15 protein-coding genes and 1 tRNA gene are annotated in these 21,005 nt (G+C 33.2%); 12 read left to right on the top strand and 4 right to left on the bottom strand.

Going from position 1 to position 21,005, the window contains the following annotated elements; all coding sequences use genetic code 11:
• The first annotated feature begins 173 nt into the window (after positions 1–173).
• The 8 genes from ACODSB_RS12080 to ypfJ all read left to right on the top strand — a co-directional run bounded on the left by ACODSB_RS12080 (position 174) and on the right by ypfJ (position 12,143).
• On the top strand, positions 174–1,601 hold the full coding sequence (locus ACODSB_RS12080; RefSeq protein ID WP_488937226.1) for an L-serine ammonia-lyase: 1,428 nt from the start codon (positions 174–176) through the stop codon (positions 1,599–1,601).
• 168 nt (positions 1,602–1,769) lie between these two features.
• Positions 1,770–2,966 carry an SH3 domain-containing protein gene (locus tag ACODSB_RS12075; protein ID WP_488937225.1) on the top strand — a complete coding sequence of 399 codons (1,197 nt, stop codon included), beginning with the start codon at positions 1,770–1,772 and terminating at the stop codon, positions 2,964–2,966.
• Positions 2,967–3,016: 50 nt separating this feature from the next.
• Complete coding sequence (panB, locus tag ACODSB_RS12070; RefSeq protein WP_053471752.1) at positions 3,017–3,835, top strand: 3-methyl-2-oxobutanoate hydroxymethyltransferase; 819 nt, start codon at positions 3,017–3,019, stop codon at positions 3,833–3,835.
• Positions 3,836–4,054: 219 nt separating this feature from the next.
• Positions 4,055–4,744, top strand: coding sequence for an RluA family pseudouridine synthase (locus ACODSB_RS12065; RefSeq protein ID WP_488937224.1), 690 nt, complete (start codon positions 4,055–4,057; stop codon positions 4,742–4,744).
• Positions 4,745–4,820: 76 nt separating this feature from the next.
• Positions 4,821–6,149, top strand: a complete 1,329-nt coding sequence (locus ACODSB_RS12060) for an aldehyde dehydrogenase (RefSeq protein ID WP_488937223.1) — start codon at positions 4,821–4,823, stop codon at positions 6,147–6,149.
• A 116-nt stretch (positions 6,150–6,265) separates the two neighbouring features.
• Positions 6,266–7,060 (top strand): hypothetical protein, encoded by a 795-nt coding sequence (locus tag ACODSB_RS12055; RefSeq protein ID WP_488937222.1) that lies wholly within the window; start codon positions 6,266–6,268, stop codon positions 7,058–7,060.
• A gap of 92 nt (positions 7,061–7,152) precedes the next feature.
• Positions 7,153–11,205 (top strand): PAS domain S-box protein, encoded by a 4,053-nt coding sequence (locus ACODSB_RS12050; protein ID WP_488937221.1) that lies wholly within the window; start codon positions 7,153–7,155, stop codon positions 11,203–11,205.
• A 92-nt stretch (positions 11,206–11,297) separates the two neighbouring features.
• On the top strand, positions 11,298–12,143 hold the full coding sequence (gene ypfJ / locus ACODSB_RS12045) for a KPN_02809 family neutral zinc metallopeptidase (protein ID WP_488937220.1): 846 nt from the start codon (positions 11,298–11,300) through the stop codon (positions 12,141–12,143).
• Positions 12,144–12,746: 603 nt separating this feature from the next.
• Here ypfJ and ACODSB_RS12040 read toward each other — a convergent pair.
• From ACODSB_RS12040 to ACODSB_RS12025, 4 genes are all read right to left on the bottom strand, one after another.
• Positions 12,747–12,820: transfer RNA gene (locus tag ACODSB_RS12040), tRNA-His, on the bottom strand.
• 66 nt (positions 12,821–12,886) lie between these two features.
• Positions 12,887–13,603 (bottom strand): bacillithiol biosynthesis deacetylase BshB1, encoded by a 717-nt coding sequence (gene bshB1, locus ACODSB_RS12035; protein WP_488937219.1) that lies wholly within the window; start codon positions 13,601–13,603, stop codon positions 12,887–12,889.
• A gap of 93 nt (positions 13,604–13,696) precedes the next feature.
• Positions 13,697–14,761, bottom strand: coding sequence for a chorismate-binding protein (locus ACODSB_RS12030; RefSeq protein WP_488937218.1), 1,065 nt, complete (start codon positions 14,759–14,761; stop codon positions 13,697–13,699).
• A 5-nt stretch (positions 14,762–14,766) separates the two neighbouring features.
• On the bottom strand, positions 14,767–15,198 hold the full coding sequence (locus tag ACODSB_RS12025; RefSeq protein WP_488937217.1) for a PaaI family thioesterase: 432 nt from the start codon (positions 15,196–15,198) through the stop codon (positions 14,767–14,769).
• A gap of 313 nt (positions 15,199–15,511) precedes the next feature.
• Here ACODSB_RS12025 and ACODSB_RS12020 point away from each other — a divergent pair, with 313 nt between their 5' ends.
• The 4 genes from ACODSB_RS12020 to ACODSB_RS12005 all read left to right on the top strand — a co-directional run bounded on the left by ACODSB_RS12020 (position 15,512) and on the right by ACODSB_RS12005 (position 20,247).
• Positions 15,512–17,020, top strand: coding sequence for a hypothetical protein (locus ACODSB_RS12020; RefSeq protein WP_488937216.1), 1,509 nt, complete (start codon positions 15,512–15,514; stop codon positions 17,018–17,020).
• A 132-nt stretch (positions 17,021–17,152) separates the two neighbouring features.
• Positions 17,153–17,749 carry an XAC2610-related protein gene (locus ACODSB_RS12015; protein WP_488937215.1) on the top strand — a complete coding sequence of 199 codons (597 nt, stop codon included), beginning with the start codon at positions 17,153–17,155 and terminating at the stop codon, positions 17,747–17,749.
• A 20-nt stretch (positions 17,750–17,769) separates the two neighbouring features.
• Positions 17,770–18,225, top strand: coding sequence for a hypothetical protein (locus tag ACODSB_RS12010; RefSeq protein WP_488937214.1), 456 nt, complete (start codon positions 17,770–17,772; stop codon positions 18,223–18,225).
• A 177-nt stretch (positions 18,226–18,402) separates the two neighbouring features.
• Positions 18,403–20,247 carry an endonuclease gene (locus ACODSB_RS12005; RefSeq protein WP_488937213.1) on the top strand — a complete coding sequence of 615 codons (1,845 nt, stop codon included), beginning with the start codon at positions 18,403–18,405 and terminating at the stop codon, positions 20,245–20,247.
• The last annotated feature ends 758 nt before the right edge of the window (positions 20,248–21,005 follow it).

Here is a 21,005-nt window from a genome sequence, read left to right as displayed (position 1 = left end):
AATACCTAAAAAAGGTGAACTTTTTACGAAAACCACATATTAAGGAATTAAATTTATTTCGTTGCCGAATTAATAAAATTTAATATTTTTTTTAACAAATACGCAAGATTAACATTCAAAATTAATTCTTCATTGCATTATTCAATTATCTTTGTCTTAACAAAAATTGCACAATGGAAGAATGTATCTCTGTTTTTGATATGCTTAAAATTGGCGTTGGCCCTTCTAGCTCACATACTTTAGGTCCGTGGAGAGCCGCTGAACGTTTTTTAGAAGAGCTAAAAAATGAATCAATTTTAGATCAGGTTAAACGTGTAAAAGTCGATTTGTACGGTTCTCTTTCCTTAACTGGAAAAGGCCACGCTACCGATTTATCTGTTATGCTGGGTCTAAGTGGTCAGGATCCTGAATATATTCCAGTCGAGAATATTGCCGGAATCATTAAAACCATTGAAGATACAAACGAAATCAATCTCGCAAATGAATATAAAATTCCGTTTTATTTCCTGCAGGATATTGTTTTCAATAAAGACTTTCTTCCTTTCCATGCAAATGGATTAAAATTCACGGCTTATAAAAATGACGATTCTGAATACGAATCTACTTTTTATTCTATTGGCGGCGGCTTTGTGGTAAAAGAAGAACGCGAAAATGCCAAAATCAAAGAAGTTATAAAATGTGCTTTTCCGTTTCCGATTCAAAATGCGGTTGAGCTTTTAAATTATACCGTTTCTGAAAACAAATCGATTTCTGAGATTGTTTATGAAAATGAAAAATCAATGCGCTCTGAAGAAGTAATTCATTCCGAATTAATGCGTATTTGGAATACAATGCTGGAATGCATGTACATTGGCTGTCATACCGGAGGAATCCTTCCGGGCGGTTTGCATGTTCGCAGAAGAGCTTTTGATATGCACCAAAATTTAATTGGACTTTCCAATTATACTAATCCGCAATCATGGCTGGAAGAAATCAGAAAAACGGAGGTGAAATTTCGTCAGATTTTAAAATGGGTAAGCTGTTTTGCATTAGCCGTAAATGAAGTAAATGCTTCGTTAGGCCGAGTTGTTACAGCTCCAACAAACGGAAGTGCTGGTGTTATTCCGGCTGTTTTAATGTATTATCTGGTTATTGAAAATCATGATGCAGGCGAAAAAGAAATCAAACAATTTTTGATGGTTGCCGGAGAAATTGGAAGTATCTTTAAAAAAGGCTCTACAATTTCTGCTGCAATGGGTGGTTGTCAGGCAGAGATTGGCGTTTCGTCATCGATGGCAGCGGCAGCGCTTTGTGAATTAATGGGCGGAACTCCTGCTCAGGTTTTAATGGCGGCAGAAATTGCAATGGAACATCATTTAGGTTTAACCTGTGACCCAATTGGTGGTTTAGTTCAAATTCCGTGTATCGAAAGAAATACAATGGGTGCGATAAAAGCCATAAATGCTGCTGAATTGGCTCTTGAAACGGATTCTAAAAATGCAAAAGTTCCGTTAGACAAAGTAATTAATACAATGTGGCAAACGGCAAAAGACATGAATTCTAAATACAAAGAAACCTCAGAAGGCGGACTTGCCATTGCGGTAAACATGGCGGATTGTTAAAAATATTTGCTTGCCACAGATTAAAAGGATTAAAATGATTTTTTCACGCAGATCCTGCAGATTTAAGCAGATTTTATTTAAAATTAAATCTTCTTATTTTTTAAAATTTGCATAAATAAAAATCTGTGAAAATCCTTTTAATCTGTGGCAAAAACTCAAAACTACTTCATGAAAAAACTCTACTTTCTAATTGCGATATGCTTTTCTTTTTTATCGCATTCACAGGAACGTTATTTTCTTAATTCAGATACCAGACTTTATATTTCAGCGAGTACTTCGGCTGATTTTTTGGGTTATTTTAAATATGGGGCAGCAGTTCGGTTATTATCAGAAAACCAAAATGGCTGGTATAAAGTTCAGGCGGATAATTTTAACGAAGGATATGTCCCCGAGAAATTTGTTGCTACAAGATTAAATGCAAAAGATATCAAAATAAAAGATCCTGAAAGTCCTATTCTCGAAGGCGGTGATGCATATTACGGCGGAAATCATTTATTTGTTTTAGTCGCAGGTTTAAAAGCCAGAGCGCTGCCGGATAAAAATTCAAAAATTAAAGAAATCCTTTTTACCGGAGATCCGGTTGCTGTAAACTATCTTCCTAAAAATCAAGAAGACTGGGTTAATATTAATGGAAATTTTGACGAAGAATATGCTAAATATACTTTGAGAAAATTCATTGGCGTAAGACCTGATTTTGAAACTTTATTGAAAGATTTTGATAAACTTGATATCAATGCAGTTTCCGAACGAAAAACGGTAAGCGAAAGACTTGTTGAACTAGCATGGAACAGTGAATATTTTAAATTAGAACCAGCTTACAAAAGATACTACGAAGTTGTTAAGCAGATAAATGATCCTAAATTACTTGCTGAAACTGAATTAAATATGGCTATAGCCAAAGGTTTAGCGAAACATAAATTATCGGAACAAATTGTTTCTTTTGTCAAAAAAGCAGAATTTAGTTTAAAAGGAACTAAAACCAAATCGTTGTATCTATCACAAAATGATTTAGTTAAAGTATTTGGCAAACCAACAAAAAAAGCAAATGTTGGTGACGAATGCAGAATTTATCTTAGTGATTTATTCTACTATTATCCAGACTTGGAAGTTTCTGTTGATGAAAAGAAAAACCAGGCAGAAATCGTAAAAGTTTTCATCAACGAAAACAACAAATTTATAATAAACCCAAATGCAGTTTTAGATAATTCAATATCCGAAAAAGCTTTCATTGAAAAATATGGAACTTATATCGATGCTTCGATAAAATCACCACATAAATATTCTATCATAATGGAAGACAGTCAGTTTAGATTAGAATTTAAAGACGGGAAACTTTTTTCTGTCGAAATATTCTTTTATTGCTGATTCTCAAGTTATAATTATTCAATACTTTTACATCTTCAAAAAAAAATAAAATGTCAGTAGCAAAAAAAGATTATAAAAGAATCACAACAAAGTCATTGATTGAAATGAAAAGCAACGGAGAAAAAATCTCTATGCTTACCGCGTATGATTATACAATGGCTAAAATTGTTGATACCGCAGGAGTCGATGTGATTTTGGTTGGAGATTCGGCATCAAATGTTATGGCGGGTCACGAAACGACGCTGCCAATCACTTTAGACCAAATGATTTATCACGCTTCGTCTGTAGTTCGTGCTGTAGAAAGAGGTTTGGTTGTGGTTGATTTACCTTTCGGAAGTTACCAGTCTGATCCTAAAGAAGCTTTGCGTTCTGCTATCAGAATTATGAAAGAAAGCGGCGGACATGCCGTAAAACTTGAAGGCGGAAAAGAAATTAAAGAATCGATCAAAAAAATATTAAACGCAGGAATTCCGGTTATGGGACATTTGGGTTTAACACCTCAGTCTATCTATAAATTTGGAACATACAGCGTTCGTGCAAAAGAAGAAGAAGAAGCTGAAAAATTAATTGAAGATGCTAAAATGCTCGAAAAAGTTGGATGTTTTGCAGTAGTTTTGGAAAAAATCCCTGCTGATTTAGCCGAAAAAGTAGCTAAAAGCATTTCGATTCCAGTTATTGGAATTGGTGCCGGAGGCGGTGTTGACGGACAAGTTTTAGTTATTCACGATATGTTAGGAATGAACAATGAATTCAGTCCTCGTTTCCTGCGTCGTTATTTAAACTTATACGAATTAATGACAAAAGCAATTGGCCAATATGCTGCTGATGTTAAGTCGAGTGATTTCCCTAATGCTGGGGAACAATACTAGTTTTTTAAGATGCTAAGTTGCTAAGGTTCTGAGACGCTAAGCTTTTTTTTGGTACAAAGGTTCAAAGTGACAAAGATTCAAAGGTTTTAAAAAACACAAAAATTTAATTGCCTCCAGCTTTAGCTGGAGGTATTTTTTAAGCTTCATTGAAGGCTTTAGCAAAACTTTTCCAATCTACAATCATAAATCTAAAATCTAAAATTCCTCCATAAGTCTAATATGAAAATTCTTTCGGATAAAAATAATCTACAAATCTTGCATGAAGACAACCATATCATTGTGGTTAACAAACGCGTAGGCGATATTGTACAAGGTGATAAAACAGGTGACAAACCTTTATCTGATGTTGTAAAAGAATACATAAAAGACAAATACAATAAACCATGTGATGTTTTCCTGGGTGTGATTCACCGTTTAGATCGTCCTACAACCGGAATTGTCGTTTTTGCGAGAACCAGTAAAGCATTGACACGAATGAACGAATTGTTCAGCAATCGTGAAACTAAAAAAACATATTGGGCTGTTGTGAAAAATAAACCTGTTGAAGCGACTGCAAAATTGGTTCATTATTTAAAAAGAAACGAAAAAAACAATACTTCAAAAGCGCATTTAAAAGAAGTTTCAGACAGCAAAGTGGCAAGTCTGGATTATAAAATAATCAAAGAACTTCAAAATTATACTGCTCTGGAAATCAATCTTCATACGGGGCGTCATCATCAAATTCGTGCGCAGTTGTCGGCAATTGGATCTCCAATAAAAGGTGATTTAAAATATGGAGCCGACAGAAGCAACCCCGACGGCGGAATTCATCTTCATGCCAGAAAACTGGTTTTTATTCATCCTGTTTCAAAAGAAAACATCACAATCATTGCGCCAACTCCAGATGAAACGATTTGGAATGCCGTCTGATTTTTATGATTAAATTGTTAATTTTTTAAATTTTATCGATTAACTTGCATATCCTAAAAAACAAGCTGATCATAAAATGGAATTCAAAAACGACATTGGTTACAGAAAAGAAACGCTGAAAAAGTTATTATATAACATTCAAAAAAGCGAAGATTTAATTGTAAAAGCTTTGTACGATGATTTTAAAAAACCAGAATTCGAAGCTGTTGTAACCGAGACAAATTATGTTATTTCGGAATTAAAAGATACTATCAAAAATCTTAATTCCTGGGCAAAACCCAAACGTGTCTTCCCTTCCCTTCTTAATTTTCCTTCTTCAGATTATATTTATAAAGAACCTTACGGAAATGTTCTGGTAATTGCTCCGTGGAATTATCCGTTTCAATTGGCTTTGTGCCCGTTGATTTCAGCCGTTGCTGCCGGAAACAGGGTTGTTTTAAAACCATCAGAACTTACACCGCATACTTCTTCCATTATTGCTAAAATCATTGAAAAAACATTTCATATAAGCCATGTTGAAGTTTTTGAAGGCGGTGTCGAAGTTTCAAATAAATTACTGGCACAGCGCTGGGATTATATCTTTTTTACCGGAAGTGCTCCTGTTGGGAAAATCGTGGCAAAAGCCGCTGCCGAAAACCTAACTCCTGTAACACTCGAATTAGGCGGAAAGAATCCTTGCGTTATTGATGAAACTGCTAATTTAAAACTGGCGGCAAAACGAATTGTGTGGGGAAAATTTATAAATGCCGGACAAACCTGCATTGCTCCGGATTATGTTTTGATTCAAAAAAACATGAAAGTCAATTTCATCACCTTTTTAATGGAAGAAATTGTAAAAGCATACGGTAAAAAGATTGACAAATCGCCAGATTTTGCCCGAATCGTAAATACCAAAAACTGGGTTCGTTTAGACCAAATGATTGAAAAAGAAAAGGTAATTTTTGGCGGAGATACAAATGCAGATAAATTGTACATTTCTCCTACTTTAATTGAAGAACCAAGTTTAGATAGTGCTGTAATGAAGGAAGAAATCTTTGGGCCAATCTTACCAATTTTAATTTATGAAACCGAAGCTGACATTCATAATGTGATTAGTAAGTACGAAAAACCTCTCGCTTTTTATATTTTCAGTGAAAATAAATCATTTGCTAAAAAATTAATTGCAAATTACTCTTTTGGAGGCGGCTGCATAAACGATACAGTAGTTCATTTTTCTAATAAAAGGCTTCCTTTTGGCGGTGTTGGCCACAGCGGAATTGGGGCTTATCACGGAAAATTGAGTTTTGATATTTTTTCGCATCATAAAGCAATAGTTAAAAAAGCAAACTGGCTTGATCTGCCTATGCGTTACGCGCCATACAAAGACAAACTGGCTTCGATAAAACGAATTTTAGACTGGCTTTAAATTAGGCAAACAATTTTGTAATATTTGTAGATTTTTATTCGGAATTGATTTAAAATATTATATTTACGTCAACTAATTTATTACGACGAAGAATATAAAACAACTTTACTTTTAAAATGAAATCTACACTTGAACAAATTGAGGACATCAAAAAAGATGGCTATTCGATAGACTTTTCTACTGTTTTTACTTATGCTTTTGAAAATTACAAAAAGATAGCTTTGTATTCCGGATTGATAATTCTTGTGTTTTCAATTCTTGCTTTTATAGTAATCATGGGATTAGCCACCGTAGTTTATGGTATACAAGCACTCTCAGAAGATTTTATTAAAAACTTCGAAAATCAAAAACTTACTTACCTTGAACAATTATTTTCAACAGTTGCTGTTGCAGTTGTAAGCGCAATATTTGCACCGCTTGGGGCCGGATTTCTTAAAATGGCTGACTGCGCAGATAAAGATGAAGAGTTTAATGTTTCTACAATTTTTACCTATTATAAAGCACCGTACTTTTTTCAATTATTCTCTTTAGCATTTCTGTTAGCTATTGTAAGTACTGGAATTTCGTATGCTTTAGACAGTACCGGAATCATGTTTTTGGGCGGCGGAATATCAATAATGATTTCGTTTTTTACTTATTTTGCAATTCCCTTAGTGATTTTTGGAAATCTAAAAGCAATAGATGCCATTAAATCAAGTATTGTTATCGTAAGTAAAAATCCATTAATAATTTTCGCTCTGTTTATCATAGGATTTCTTGGTTCACTTGTGGGCCTTGTCGCATGCTGCATCGGAGTAATTTTTACTGTTATATTCAATACATCAGTAACATATGCTACTTATTATTCAATTTTTACCGAAGAAGAGCAAGCAGATTCTATTGATTCAATTGGAAAATCGGATTTTGAATAAAAACAAAGTTCTAGTAAATTTCAAAGGGCTTAACCAACTCTATTATTAGAATTTAAATTGCTATTTACTAAACCAAACATATCCCAAAATCTATGGTAGAAAACTATAGTTTTTTCAATCTATTGGTTTCAGGTATTACCTGTTCTGGTAATACTCTGAAATCAATTATGACAAACTGGTATGTTTTCAATTCAGATATTATTTTTTATAATAATCCCAAATTTATAGTTCTCGGCTTCTCTTTGCTGGGATTTTTGGGACTTTTGGTTTATCAGTTTTTTCGCATAAAAGCAAAAATTGGAAATTTCATCGAAAAAAAGAAAGAAGCAGAAACCGCAGGAAGGGAATATCAGCTTTATATTTTATTTTTTGGAATTGCAGTTATTGTAATCGAAATCATAAATGAAATTTTTAAAATCAGGCCAAAAAGTTTATTGGTCGTAAACGTTTCAATTGGTTTTTCTGTTCTTGTAGCTTATGTAATAACCGATAAAGTAAAATGGCTGAGAGATAAAATTCAGTTTATTTTTATTTTTTGCTTCTTTATTTACATTAGTTACGTTTGTTACAACATCATTTTTCTGGCAGAAGATGTTGTTCCCATAATCGTTTTTTTAATCTCCTTTTTCTTTTCTTACAACATTTTAAAACCAATTAAAGTTTACTGGTTTTTTGTGGGTCTCGTTTTTATATTTCTCTTTTCAACAGTTACTTTTCAATTAATTCCTTTAAAATCTTCTATTTTATTAATTAATTTCTGCATCCTGATTTTTATTATTAATCAGGTAAAATATGCCGTTTTACAAAATAATCGGGACAATTTCAGGTTTGCAAACGAAATTGTACACAAAGGAAATTCACTGACAATTGCAACAGATCAAAAAGGTGAAATATTATTTTGCAGCGAAACCGTAACTTCTATTTTAGGTTATCAGCCCGAAGAAGTTATGGGGCTTAATTTCTGGAAGCTTACAAAAGGAGACGAATACAACAAAAATATTTCTATCATACATCATGAAGAAAATAAAATTTATACCCGAAAATTAAAGACTAAAAACGGAGAATACAGATATATACAATGGAAAGATAAAAAATTCTCTGAGGATTTAATTATAAGTATTGGTCAGGATGTTACCGAGCAGATTATTGTTCAGGATCAATACAAAAACTTAATTCAAACGGCGACAGATATTATTTTTGAAGTTGATGCCGATGGTTATTTTACTTTTATAAATGAATTTGCATATTCGCTTTTAGGTTATTCTGAAGATGAAATACTTCAAAAACATTATTCAAATTTCATTCATGAAAAGTACTCTATGAGTGCGGTTGATTTTTATGAGAATTTTGAAAGTAACGGAAATAAATTTCCCATAATTGAACTTCCTATTTTAAAGAAAAACGGACAGGAATTATGGATTTCGCAAAAGATCATTATTCGTAAAAACGATTTAGATCAAACCATTGGTTTTGCAGGAATTGCAAGGGATATTACCGAAATTAAAAATGCCGAAAACGAAAAAAAGAGACGTCTCGAAAAAATCGAAGCCTATAATAATTCAACTAAAAAACTATCCACAACCGATTTTAGCACTTACAATAACTTAAATACGGTTATCGATTATATTATAAAAGAAGCCTCGACCGTAAGTCAAGCTAATCGCGTAAGTTTTTGGAAATACTCCAGAGATTTAATTAGCTGCAAAAATCTATATAGTGTTGACAATCAAAATTTAAACGACAAAAACATTCTAAACAAAGAATCCTATCCTATATATTTTGAGACTTTAAAAAATAAAGCAATTATAAATGCTCCGGATGTTTTTAATAAATTAGAAACATCTGAATTTGAAAAGCTTTATTTCACTAAAAACAAAATTAAATCAATGCTCGATGTTCCGATTTTTTTAAGCGGACAGCTAGCCGGTGTTGTTTGTTTTGAAAGCACAGAGGAACAAAGAGATTGGGATAATGAAGATATCAATTATGCCAGAACAATTTCTGACGTTGTTTCGCTGGCCATTTCGATGCAGATGCGTTTGGAAACAGAACGCCGATTAGAATTTAAAAGTCAGCTTTTATCAGCACTTTCCCTTTGTACAGAGAAATTTTTGATGAGCAAATCAACAGAACAAATGTTTCAGGAAACGTATGATTTGATTGGAAAAGCTTCAAAAGCAGATCATATGTTTTATTATGAAAGAGATTTTACGACCAATACTGTTGTTCAAAAATACAAATGGTCGCGAAAAGGAATTCCGCATCAAATCACACCTTTGCGGCATATGACCGAGGATAATTTGAAAGAAATCTTTGAAGCCGCAAAAAATAAACGAATCGTAAATACGTATACCAGAAAGCTTGAAGACAGGTTTTTTAAACAATTACTGATCAATAATGAAATAAAATCAATTCTAATCCTGCCGTTGTACATCAACGATATTTTTACCGGATTTATTGGTTTTGATGATTGCAATAAAGAACGAAAATGGTCTGAAGAGGAAATTTATATCTTTCAGGTTTTGGCCAATAACATTTCATCTGCATTAGAAAGAAACCGAAATGAAAGTAAGATTATTGAAAGTGAAGAAAAATTCAAATTAATCGCCAACAATATTCCGGGAACCGTTTATTTATCGAAGTTTGATGCATTTTCGACTAAAATTTTCCTAAACGACGAAATTCAAAATTTAACCGGATATTCTAAAGCAGAATTTATCGAAAACAACCTTTCGTTTTTATCCCTGATTCATCATGAAGACCGCGATGAAGTTATTAATAATCAAATTGATAATCTTCAAAACGGAATTCCGCTGCATAATGTTTACCGAATTAAAAGAAAAACAGGAGAATATATTTGGGTGGAAGAATTTGGTGACGTTATTAAAAAAGGTGATGAAATTGAATTTGTGGGTGGAATTTACTTTGATATCACCAATAAAAAAGAAACCGAAGACGCCATTAAAGCCAAACAATTAGCGGAAGCAGCTAATAAATCAAAATCTGATTTTCTAGCCAATATGTCGCATGAAATTAGAACGCCTTTAAACGGAATTATTGGTTTTACCCATTTATTGATGAAAACTGAATTAGAAGAAATTCAGGAAAAATACATGACCACCATTAATCAATCCGCGCACTCGCTGTTGGAGATTATCAATGATATTCTTGATTTTTCTAAAATTGAAGCCGGAAAACTGGAGCTTTTTATTGATTTATATGATATTAAAAAAGTATTGGGTCAGGTTTTCGATTTAATTGTTTTTGAATCCAATCAAAAAAACCTGCAATTGGAACTCAATGTCGATCAGGATGTTCCTAAATATATCTGGACAGATATTGTGCGAATCAAACAAATTCTGATTAATCTGCTTTCTAACGCGGTAAAATTTACCAATGAAGGTTCTATCAAACTGAATGTTTCTGTTTTATCAAAATCAAAAAATAACTTTTCGACCATCCGATTTTCTGTAATTGATACGGGAATTGGGATTATGGAGAAAAATCAGAAGAAAATTTTTAAAGCTTTTTCCCAGGCAGACAGCTCTACAACAAGAAAATTTGGCGGAACCGGTTTAGGTTTAACAATCTCAAATCAGCTTTTAGCTTTAATGGAAAGCCGACTACAGCTGGAAAGTAAAATTGGTGAAGGAAGTAATTTCTTTTTCGATTTAAATTTAAAAACCAGCAATCAAAGCATAAACGAAAAATACAATACAGAATTAAAAAACTTACAGGCTCTTCCTGATGAAAATTATAATGAAACAAACAGCAAAAACATACGTTTTTTAATTGTTGAAGACAATAAAGTTAACATGCTGCTTTTAAAAACGATTGTAAAAAACCTGTATCACAATGCTTTTATTTTTGAATGCGAAAATGGTTATGAAGCTGTAAAACAATTTGAAAGCATTAATCCAACACTTGTTTTTATGGATATTCAAATGCCAATTATGAATGGTTACGAAACAACAAAAGCCATTAGAAATACTTCTGCAGGCAAAGATATTCCAATTATTGCCGTAACTGCGGGAGCCGAAAAAGAAGAGCGCAACAAATGTATTTCTGCCGGAATGGATGATTATATTTCAAAACCAATTATGAAAGGCACTGTCGAGGAAACTTTGGTAAAATGGCTAAAATAATTAAAACTAAATCGTCACAAATCATAAGTTATTCCCAAAAATTATATAAATTCGTACAAGAAAAAACATAAAAAGCTTAAAATAAAAATACTATGAAGTGGCTAGGCAGAAGACAAAGTGATAATGTAGAAGACCGCAGATCAGTTTCTGGAGGTAAAATCGCTGTTGGAGGCGGAGTTATTGGTATTATTATTTTGCTATTGAATGTTTTTGGCGGTGAAAACGCAAAACTCATTACACCTGTCTTAGAACAAATGCAAGGCGGACAGACCCAAACTGAAGCTGCTGCACCATTAAGCAAAGCAGACGAGGAAATGGGGGATTTTGTGAGAGTTGTTTTAGCAGATAACGAAGATATCTGGGGGAAAATATTTGCCGAACACGGAATGACTTATAAAAATCCAAAATTGGTGCTTTTTAGAGGTTCTGTTCAAACTTCTTGCGGAGGCGCTTCATCAGCTTCAGGACCATTTTATTGTCCGGCAGATCAAAAGGTTTACATGGATTTAGATTTCTTTGAAGAACTAAAAACAAAATTTGGTGCTAAAGGCGGAGATTTTGCCATTGCGTATGTTATTGCCCATGAAGTTGGACATCATATTCAGACTTTATTAGGTACTTCTGCAAAAATGCATCAGGATCAGGAAGGCAAAAGCCAGGCAGAAGCCAATAAACTTTCTGTAGCCTTGGAATTACAAGCCGATTTTTATGCGGGAGTCTGGGCGCATTACAATCAGCAAAATTTAGATGAAGGTGATATTGAAGAAGCATTAAGTGCAGCAAATGCCGTTGGTGATGACGCAATACAAAGCAAAATGCAAGGACAAATTGTTCCGGATTCCTTTACCCACGGAACATCAGAACAAAGAATGTACTGGTTTAAAAAAGGTTTTAAAACCGGCGATATTAAACAAGGAACAACTTTCGAGGAAATTTAAAAACACAATAAGCCAAATATAATAACCACTAAAGCATGATTTAACCGTCATGCTTTTTTTTGTTTTTATTTTTAACCATATAAGTTATGTAAGGTCATTTTAGATTGGTTTGTGGTTATTTTAATGTTATAATTATTATAGATCATATAAAGTATCATAGCCAGCGGTTTTAACCGCTGGAACGCAACGTATTTCACATCTCAATACAGCAACGAATATCACAATACGTACCCTGAACGTCCTCGCGGTTGAAACCGCGGGCTATATTTGAAATACAATAACATTTTAGATGAAATTTAGATAAGCTGCATCAAACATAGCCAGCGGTTTTAACCGCTGGAGCGTAATGTATATCACAAACGCAATATCTCACAACGCATATTATATATAATACGCATTTCTTAAACGTCCTCGCAGTTGAAACCGCGGGCTATATTTAAAATAAGAAAGATTTTGAGATACAAGAAATACTAAGCTATTCTCTTTAAACTTATTAATCACAGCATTCAAGCCTAAATCTAAAATGACCTTACATAACTTATATGGTTCAAAACAAATAAGCACAAAAAAAGCCTTGAATTTCTTCAAGGCTTTAAATTTCTGGGTGGCTGACCGGGTTCGAACCGGCGACCCGCGGCACCACAAACCGCTACTCTAACCAGCTGAGCTACAACCACCATTTTTGCTTAGCGAGTGCAAATATATAACAAAGGTTTACTTCTACAAAGAAAAAAATGAAAAATTTACATCAAATTTTCTAAGCTATTGACTGCCAAACACCTTTCAACCGTAAAACCTTCTGCAAAATCTTTTCCAACGAGCCTTCCTAAGTCCTGCGCACGATAATTTAAGCTCTCAAAGAAGTTTTTACTTGTAATTGGCGTAGCAGGTTCTTTTGAATTCGGATCGTAAAATTGAGTTTTATAAGCAGAAATAGCTTCCACCTTTTTCTTTTCAAAACCTGTAATATCGACTACAAAGTCTGGAGTAATGTTTTTCCACTGAATATAATGGTACACTACTTTTGGTCTCCAGGCTTCTTGTTTCTCTCCGTCTATTGAAGTTTCGATCTTCATCAATCCCGATAAAAAACAAGCATCAGAAACTAGTTTGCTTCCTTTTCCGTGATCGATATGGCGATCATCAACTGCGTTGCACAATACGATTTCAGGTTTGTATTTGCGGATCATTTTAATGACTTCTAATTGATGTTTTTCATCGTTTACGAAAAATCCATCGCGTAAACCTAAATTCTCACGAACTAAAACTCCTAGAATCTTTGCGGCAGCTTTTGCTTCTTCATCTCTGGTTTCTGCCGTTCCTCGTGTTCCTAATTCGCCGCGCGTTAAATCTACAATACCTACTTTTTTCCCAAGGGAAACCTCTTTTAAAATTGTTCCGGCACAACCCAATTCCACATCATCCGGATGTGCGCCAAAGGCTAATATGTCTAGTCTCATTTTTGTTTTTTTGTTTGTTTTGTTTCAGGTTTCACGTTTCAGGTTGCACACAGAACGTGAAACTTGAAACATGAAACCTGAAATTTTTTTAAGCTATTTTTTTAAAACTTTCTTCATCGTCATTGATTTATTGACGCTTTCCTCCCATTCTTTTTCGGGAATACTTTCTCTTGTAATGCCGCATCCCATGTATAAAATCGCTGTTTTATCCTGAATCTGCATGCTGCGCAAATTTACGAATAAATCAGAACTTGTTTTACTCCCCGCAAAACCGCTGTTTAATTCCCCCAGAAAACCCGTATAAAAAGTTCTGTCGTAATTTTCATTTTCTATAATAAACGCTTTTGCTTTTTTCTTTGGTAATCCGCAAACTGCCGGAGTTGGATGAAGCGTATCAATAACTTCTTCCAAAGTTGAATTCTCATTTAAAACTCCCGAAATATCTGTTTTAATATGCCAAATTGAACCTGCTTTTAAACTATACGGTTCTGTAACCACAACAGAATTGGCAACTTCTCTTAAACGTTTTACAATGAAATCGGTTACATATTGCTGTTCGTCTTTTTCTTTTTGTTCCCAGCGAATTTCAGTTTCTAAATTTGCTTTTTGCGTTCCCGCCAAAGCGGTTGTTTCAAAAACATTTCCGTTTGCTTTTAGCAGTTGTTCCGGTGTTGCGCCCATCCAAAGTCCAATTTTAGGATGAAAAAAACAATAACAAAAAGTCGTAGGATATATTTGAACCAAATGTTGGAAAGTCTGAACAAAATCAAATTTAGATAAATTTACTTTTTCGCTTCGGGATAAAACTACTTTTTTGAATTCTTCGTTTTTAATTGCCTCAATTCCTTTTGAAACTAAATCTTCATATTGAATTTTAGCTTCTGCATCAAAATTCAGATCATCAATTTCAGCTGTTTCAAATCCAGTAACTTCTTTGTCAGCACTAATAATTTCCGATTCATTTTCGGGAATTAAAACAAGCTGTTTTTCATCAAAAGAAGCAAAAACGAATCCTTTTTCACTGTAATCAGTAATTTTATATAAAGTGTCATTTTGCTGTAAAAGCCCAAAAACACTTGAAGTATTAGGTTTAGAATAAATTACAAAAGGTAAATTTTGATTGTAATGTTGTTTTGTTTTTGAGAAAAAATTATTCATATTCATTATTCTGTTTTCTTCTTCTCTAAAACAATATTTGTAAGCTTACAAAGCGAAATTAAATTCCCGGCTTCATCCGTGATTTTAATTTCCCAAAGGTGAAGACTTCTTCCTTTGTGAATAATTCTGGCTGTACCAAAAACTACGCCTTCGCGAATGCTTTTTAAATGATTTGCAGAGATTTCGATTCCGCGGACTTCTTGTTCTTTTGGATTAATAAAAAAGTGTGAAGCTGCACTTCCAACGCTTTCTGCCAAAGCTACAGAAGCTCCTCCGTGAAGCAGTCCCATTGGTTGGTGAACACTTGGATTTACAGGCATTTTTGCAGTTAAAAAATCTTCCCCAGCGTCGATATATTCTATTTTTAGCGTTTCCATCAAGGTGTTTTTAGAAAACTCATTGCAGTACGTTAAAATTTGTTCTTTTGTATAATTCATTAAAATGGACTTTAAAATCGTAAAATTAAAGAAAAGATGAGATACAAATTCGAAAATCATATTCTAAAATTAAAATTCAACTTCAAACATGTAAGTTTTTTGCTATTTTTACAAAAACAATCAAACATCAATCTTTGGCTGGAAGTTTTTTTTTGCCACAGATTACACAGATTACTCAGATTAAAAAAATTTAAAAATATACAGCCCCGAATTTCACGAATTTCCACGAATTTTAATTTGTGAAAATTCGTGAAATTCGTGGTGAAAAAAATCTTTTTAATCCTTTTAATCTGTGGCAAAAAACAAAACAAATATGCGTCAATACTTTGTACTTTTTATTTTCGGAATAATTCTAGCTTTTAGTTCTTGCCGAACTGATTTTGATACCGTTGCCAGTACCGGAGATTTAAAGTTTTCAAAAGACACTGTTTATTTAGATACTGTTTTTAAAAACATTGGTTCAAGCACCTATCAGCTTAAGGTTTACAACCGAAGCAAAAACGATATTTCAATTCCAATTGTACAGCTTAAAAAAGGGCTTAATTCAAAATACCGAATGACGGTTGACGGAATGAGCGGCAACAACGGAAAGATTTTTAAAGATGTTACGCTTTTAGCAAAAGACAGCCTTTATATTTTTATAGAAACGACAGCAGATATTACTGATGCTGATCCAACTGATTTTTTATATACCGATGAAATTCAGTTTGACAGCGGCGCTAATCTTCAGGAAGTAGCTTTGGTTACTTTAATTCAGGATGCTGTTTTTTTATTTCCAAAACAAAATGCCGACGGAACTAAGGAAAAAATCAAAATTGAAGGAAAAGATGTCGACGGATTTTATCTGGACGAAAATGATCCTGAAAACGGAAATGAATTGATTTTTACCAAACAAAAACCATACGTTATTTACGGTTATGCCGGAGTTCCAGAAAATAAAACCGTAACTTTTGAAGCCGGAGCAAGAGTTCATTTTCATGCTAATTCTGGTTTGTATGTTGGCGATAAAGCCACACTTCAAATTAACGGAACTACTTCAACAACCGAAAAACTAGAAAACGAAGTTATTTTTGAAGGTGATCGTCTGGAATCTCTTTATTCTGATATTCCGGGACAATGGAAATCTGTTCTTTTTGCAAACGGAAGCACAAATCATTCGATCAATCATTTGACTTTAAAAAATGCTGTTGTTGGATTGGATTTTAAAAATCCGTTAAATACAATTGAAATCAAAAACACACAAATTTACAATTGCGTCGAATACGGAATTTTAGCCCAAAATGCTCATATCAACGGTGAAAACATCGTAATCAATTATGCCGGAATTGCAGGTTTATCTTGTGTTTACGGCGGAAATTACAGCTTTACACATTGTACCTTTAATAATAACTGGCAAAACAGTTCGCATTTTGCGGTGAACTTAAGTAATAGTTTAGCCGGAGCCTCACCGGAAACAAATCCGTTAACACAGGCGACTTTCAATAATTGTATTATTTATGGTTCCAGCACGAATGAATTCAATTTACAAAAAAATGCAAGTGCTGCTTTTGTTTATCAGTTAAATAATTGCCTGTTGAAATTTGGTACAACATCAAATCCTGATTATCAGTTTAAAACAGATACGGAACATTATAATAATATTATTGTAAACGAAAATCCAAAGTTTTATAATGTTTCTAAAAATCAGTTGAATATTGATAAAACTTCTGCCGCTTTCGCGAAAGGGAATCCGGCGTATATAATTCCATTGGATATTTTAGGAGCTGCAAGAACTTCTCCGCCAGATTTGGGTGCTTATCAAAGTAAAGATTTTCCTAAATAGATTTTTTTGCCGCTAAGGCGCTAAGACACGAAGTTTTTTTTACCATATAAGTGGTATAAGAAATTTAAGTTTTGGGTGAATTTTGTTCGTAAAAATTGCGAAGTCGTAAATTTAAAAATACAATAGTATTCAATGAAAAGAAGTTTTTTAGCCATTATTTTTCTATTAAGCTGTATTTGTACGTTTGCTCAGAATACACAAACAATTAAGTGTGATTCTATTTATAAAAACAAAGGAATTACAATAAAACTAAAGAATTTTGGCCCTGAAACAGATGGTTATGATGATGAAAAAAATTCAATTTTAATTATCAGTCAAAAACTAAATGGTAAAAATTCAGTTTTAGTAAAAGACTCGATTTTTAGCCTTGTTCAAAAAATTGAATTCAAAGATTTTAACAATGATGGTATAAAAGATGTTTTGGTTCAAAACATTTCTGATGTCCGAAGTAATTGGACGTATAATCTGTATCTCTACAATTCAAAAACAAATAATTTCAAACGAGTAATTGGTTTTGACGAAATTAAAAATCCAAGATATAATACTAAATATAATATTATTGAAAGCTATATTGTTTCTGGTGACGATTGGATATTTTTTTACGGAATTAAAAAAAACAAAGTCTTTGATTACGGAATTAAGGTAAAAGACGATTATGGTAAAAGCTTTGATAAAGACTATAAAAAAGCGATAAAACGTATAGTTGCAATAAAACAAAATTCAAAATAATATTTTAAAAAAACCTAAAAATGAAATTTCTTCAAAAAATATTTTTAGTCCTTACAGTATTTTTCTCCTGTTATGCTTTCTCTCAAACTACTTCTAAAATTATTGGAGAATGGTCTGGAATAGATTCTGATGGAAATCAGGGTAAATTTATTTTTACTGAAGATAATTATGCCTCAGTAACAGTTGGCGGTGAATTTATCGATGGGAAGAATTATATAATCAGAGGAGGAAAAAATGATGGTAAATCAGGTGAAGTAAAATATTCTATCGATTATTCAAAAAGTCCACTTACAATAGATTTTATAATATTATTAGCAGAGAATGAAAAATTTGTTGAAAAAGGTAAAATTCTAGGCTTAATAAAATTCATAACTGATACAGAAATGCTTTTTGCATTGAGTTTAACAGGGAAACGAGATACCGATTTCAATCAAGAAAACATGAGCACTACAATGACGCTGAGAAAAAATAATTAGATTCAACAATATAACATTTGGCAATAAAATCAACACGTAAGAAAATATACCTCAAAATTAAACATCACTTAACGTTTCGTATTCATAAAAGTAATAGATTTGCTACAATACTTATTTAAAATTCTAAAATTCAGAACTTTAAAAAGTATTACAACCAAACTTAAAACCCCTATTTTTATGAAAAAAAATTACTTTTTACTGTTATTGCTGTCTGTTACAATTGGCTTTGCCCAAATTCCTTCTGGTTATTACAACACCGCAACCGGAACAAGTTATACTCTAAAAACGCAATTGTATAATATTATTAAAGGTCATACTGATAATGGATATGCTGGTTTATATACCACGTATCAAACTTCTGACGTTGATAATTTTTACGAAAATGACGGAACAGTATTAGACATGTATTCTGAAAATCCATCAGGAACAGATCCATACAATTACAGCACAGGAAGTACGCAACGCTGTGGAAATTATTCTGCTGAAGGTGATTGCTACAACAGAGAACATATTATTCCACAGTCGGTTTTTAATGAGCAGTCGCCAATGGTTGCCGACGCGCATTTTATCACTCCAACAGATGGAAAAGTAAACGGAATACGTTCTAATTATCCACACGGAACGGTAAGTTCTGCAACTTATACTTCTCAAAATGGAGGAAAATTAGGATCGAGTTCTGTATCTGGATACTCAGGAACTGTTTTTGAACCTATCAATGCTTTTAAAGGAGATATTGCCAGAATGTATTTTTATTTTGCAACTCGCTATGAAAATACTGTTTCAGGATATTCTTATGCGATGTTTGACGGTTCAAGCAATCAAGTTTTTACAACTGCTTTCTTAAATGTTCTTTTGGCATGGAACGCCCAAGATCCTGTAAGTGCAAGAGAAATTGCAAGAAACAATGCAGTTTATGCACGTCAGGGTAATAGAAACCCATATATCGATCATCCGGAATATGTGAATCAAATTTGGGGCGGAACTCCTTCTGGAGATACTCAGGCACCAACTACTCCAACAAGTTTGGCTTCGACTTCAAAAACAGCAACTTCAATTTCACTTTCGTGGACAGCTTCTACAGATAATGTTGCCGTGACAGGTTACGATGTTTATGCAAACAGCGCTTACAAAACCACAGTTTCAGGTACAGCCACAACTATTACAGGCTTAACTGCTTCTACAGCTTATTCTATTTATGTAAAAGCAAAAGACGCTGCCGGAAATGCTTCTGCATCAAGTAATACTATTTCGGTTACTACCAACAGCAGCGGAACAGGAACTGCAACCGATTTGCTTTTCTCTGAATATATTGAAGGTTCTGGAAATAACAAAGCTTTAGAAATTGCAAACAACACAGGAAGTTCTGTTAGTTTGTCTGCTTACACAATAAAAAAACAAACCAATGGCGCTGGTTCATGGAGTACAGGTTTAGCTTTAAGCGGAACTTTAACAACTGGAAGTAAATTTGTAATTGTAAACAGTTCTATTTCTTCAAGCTGTTTTTCTCCAAGTTCAGCCAATATTTCAACAACGGCAACTGAATTAACTTTTAACGGAAATGACGCTGTAGGTTTATTTAAAAATGGGGTTTTAATTGACATCATCGGAACTTTTAATGGCGGAACTGCAAATTTTGCTGTTGACGTTACTTTAAGAAGAAAATCAACGGTAACTTCTCCAAGCACTACATTCAATTTAAGCTCACAATGGGATTCATTTTCACAAGATACTTGTAATAACTTAGCAAGTAAAATAGCTAAACCAATTGAAGAAGAAGTGGTAGAACTTTCAGATGAAATTGTGGTTTTTCCAAATCCTTCTGATGGAATTTTCAATATTGTTTTAGACAATTCTGATTCTCCTTATTCGATAGAAATCCTTTCGTTTTCAGGTCAAAAAGTTTTCGAAAAACAAAACGCAACAGATTCTGTATTGTCAGTAAGTCATCTTTCAAGCGGAATTTACATCGTTAAAATCACAAGAGATTCAAAAACTATAATTAAAAAGATAGTAATCAACTAAATATTTTTGTTCACACAGATTTGGCGGATAAAGCAGATTAAAAATTTTAATAAATATTGACACAGATTTATTGATAACTCTACCCAAAAAAATCTGCTCAATCTGCTGAATCTGCGTGAAACAAAAAACTTTGCATACGAGAAGACGCACTTCTGTGCGCCTCTACACTGTAATAAAAAAACTTTTTTTTTACGCAGATTTGGCAGATATAACAGATTTAAAAAATCTAATAAATATTGACACAGATTTATTAATAACTCTACCAAAAAAAATCTACACAATCTGAATCTGCGTGAAACAAAAAACTTTGCGTCTTAGCGACTTTGCGAGATTCAATACATTTTTTGCGAGAAAACCTTACACACAAGAAGATGCACTGCTATACGCCTCTACAAAACATTGACACTGATTTATTAATAACTCTACCCAAAAAAATCTGTTCAATCTGCCAAATCTGCGTGAAACAAAAAAACTTTGCGTCTTAGCGACTTTGCGAGATTAAATACATTTTTTGCGAGAAAACCTCACACACAAGAAGACGCACTGCTGTGCGCCTCTACAAAACATTGACACCCATTTATTAATAACTCTACCAAAAAAAAAATCTACACAATCTGCTGAATCTGCGTGAAACAAAAAAACTTTGCGTCTTAGCGTCTTTGCGAGATTAAATACAAAATCCTTAAAATTCAATCCCTTTTCAAAGCAACTTCATTTTTTTTAAAAGAGTTTGTTATCAAATTTGTGCTTACTATTTA

This window comes from Flavobacterium sp. FG68, from assembly GCF_057808895.1.
The sequence above is the reverse complement of the archived record's forward strand: the minus strand, read 5'-3'. Positions and strand labels throughout refer to the sequence as shown.

Bases quoted from the DNA above. Each gene is read 5' to 3' on its own strand.
- ACODSB_RS12080 (WP_488937226.1), top strand. From the start codon at position 174: ATGGAAGAATGTATCTCTGTTTTTGATATGCTTAAAATTGGCGTTGGC.
- ACODSB_RS12075 (WP_488937225.1), top strand. From the start codon at position 1,770: ATGAAAAAACTCTACTTTCTAATTGCGATATGCTTTTCTTTTTTATCG.
- panB (WP_053471752.1), top strand. From the start codon at position 3,017: ATGTCAGTAGCAAAAAAAGATTATAAAAGAATCACAACAAAGTCATTG.
- ACODSB_RS12065 (WP_488937224.1), top strand. From the start codon at position 4,055: ATGAAAATTCTTTCGGATAAAAATAATCTACAAATCTTGCATGAAGAC.
- ACODSB_RS12060 (WP_488937223.1), top strand. From the start codon at position 4,821: ATGGAATTCAAAAACGACATTGGTTACAGAAAAGAAACGCTGAAAAAG.
- ACODSB_RS12055 (WP_488937222.1), top strand. From the start codon at position 6,266: ATGAAATCTACACTTGAACAAATTGAGGACATCAAAAAAGATGGCTAT.
- ACODSB_RS12050 (WP_488937221.1), top strand. From the start codon at position 7,153: ATGGTAGAAAACTATAGTTTTTTCAATCTATTGGTTTCAGGTATTACC.
- ypfJ (WP_488937220.1), top strand. From the start codon at position 11,298: ATGAAGTGGCTAGGCAGAAGACAAAGTGATAATGTAGAAGACCGCAGA.
- bshB1 (WP_488937219.1), bottom strand. From the start codon at position 13,603: ATGAGACTAGACATATTAGCCTTTGGCGCACATCCGGATGATGTGGAA.
- ACODSB_RS12030 (WP_488937218.1), bottom strand. From the start codon at position 14,761: ATGAATAATTTTTTCTCAAAAACAAAACAACATTACAATCAAAATTTA.
- ACODSB_RS12025 (WP_488937217.1), bottom strand. From the start codon at position 15,198: ATGAATTATACAAAAGAACAAATTTTAACGTACTGCAATGAGTTTTCT.
- ACODSB_RS12020 (WP_488937216.1), top strand. From the start codon at position 15,512: ATGCGTCAATACTTTGTACTTTTTATTTTCGGAATAATTCTAGCTTTT.
- ACODSB_RS12015 (WP_488937215.1), top strand. From the start codon at position 17,153: ATGAAAAGAAGTTTTTTAGCCATTATTTTTCTATTAAGCTGTATTTGT.
- ACODSB_RS12010 (WP_488937214.1), top strand. From the start codon at position 17,770: ATGAAATTTCTTCAAAAAATATTTTTAGTCCTTACAGTATTTTTCTCC.
- ACODSB_RS12005 (WP_488937213.1), top strand. From the start codon at position 18,403: ATGAAAAAAAATTACTTTTTACTGTTATTGCTGTCTGTTACAATTGGC.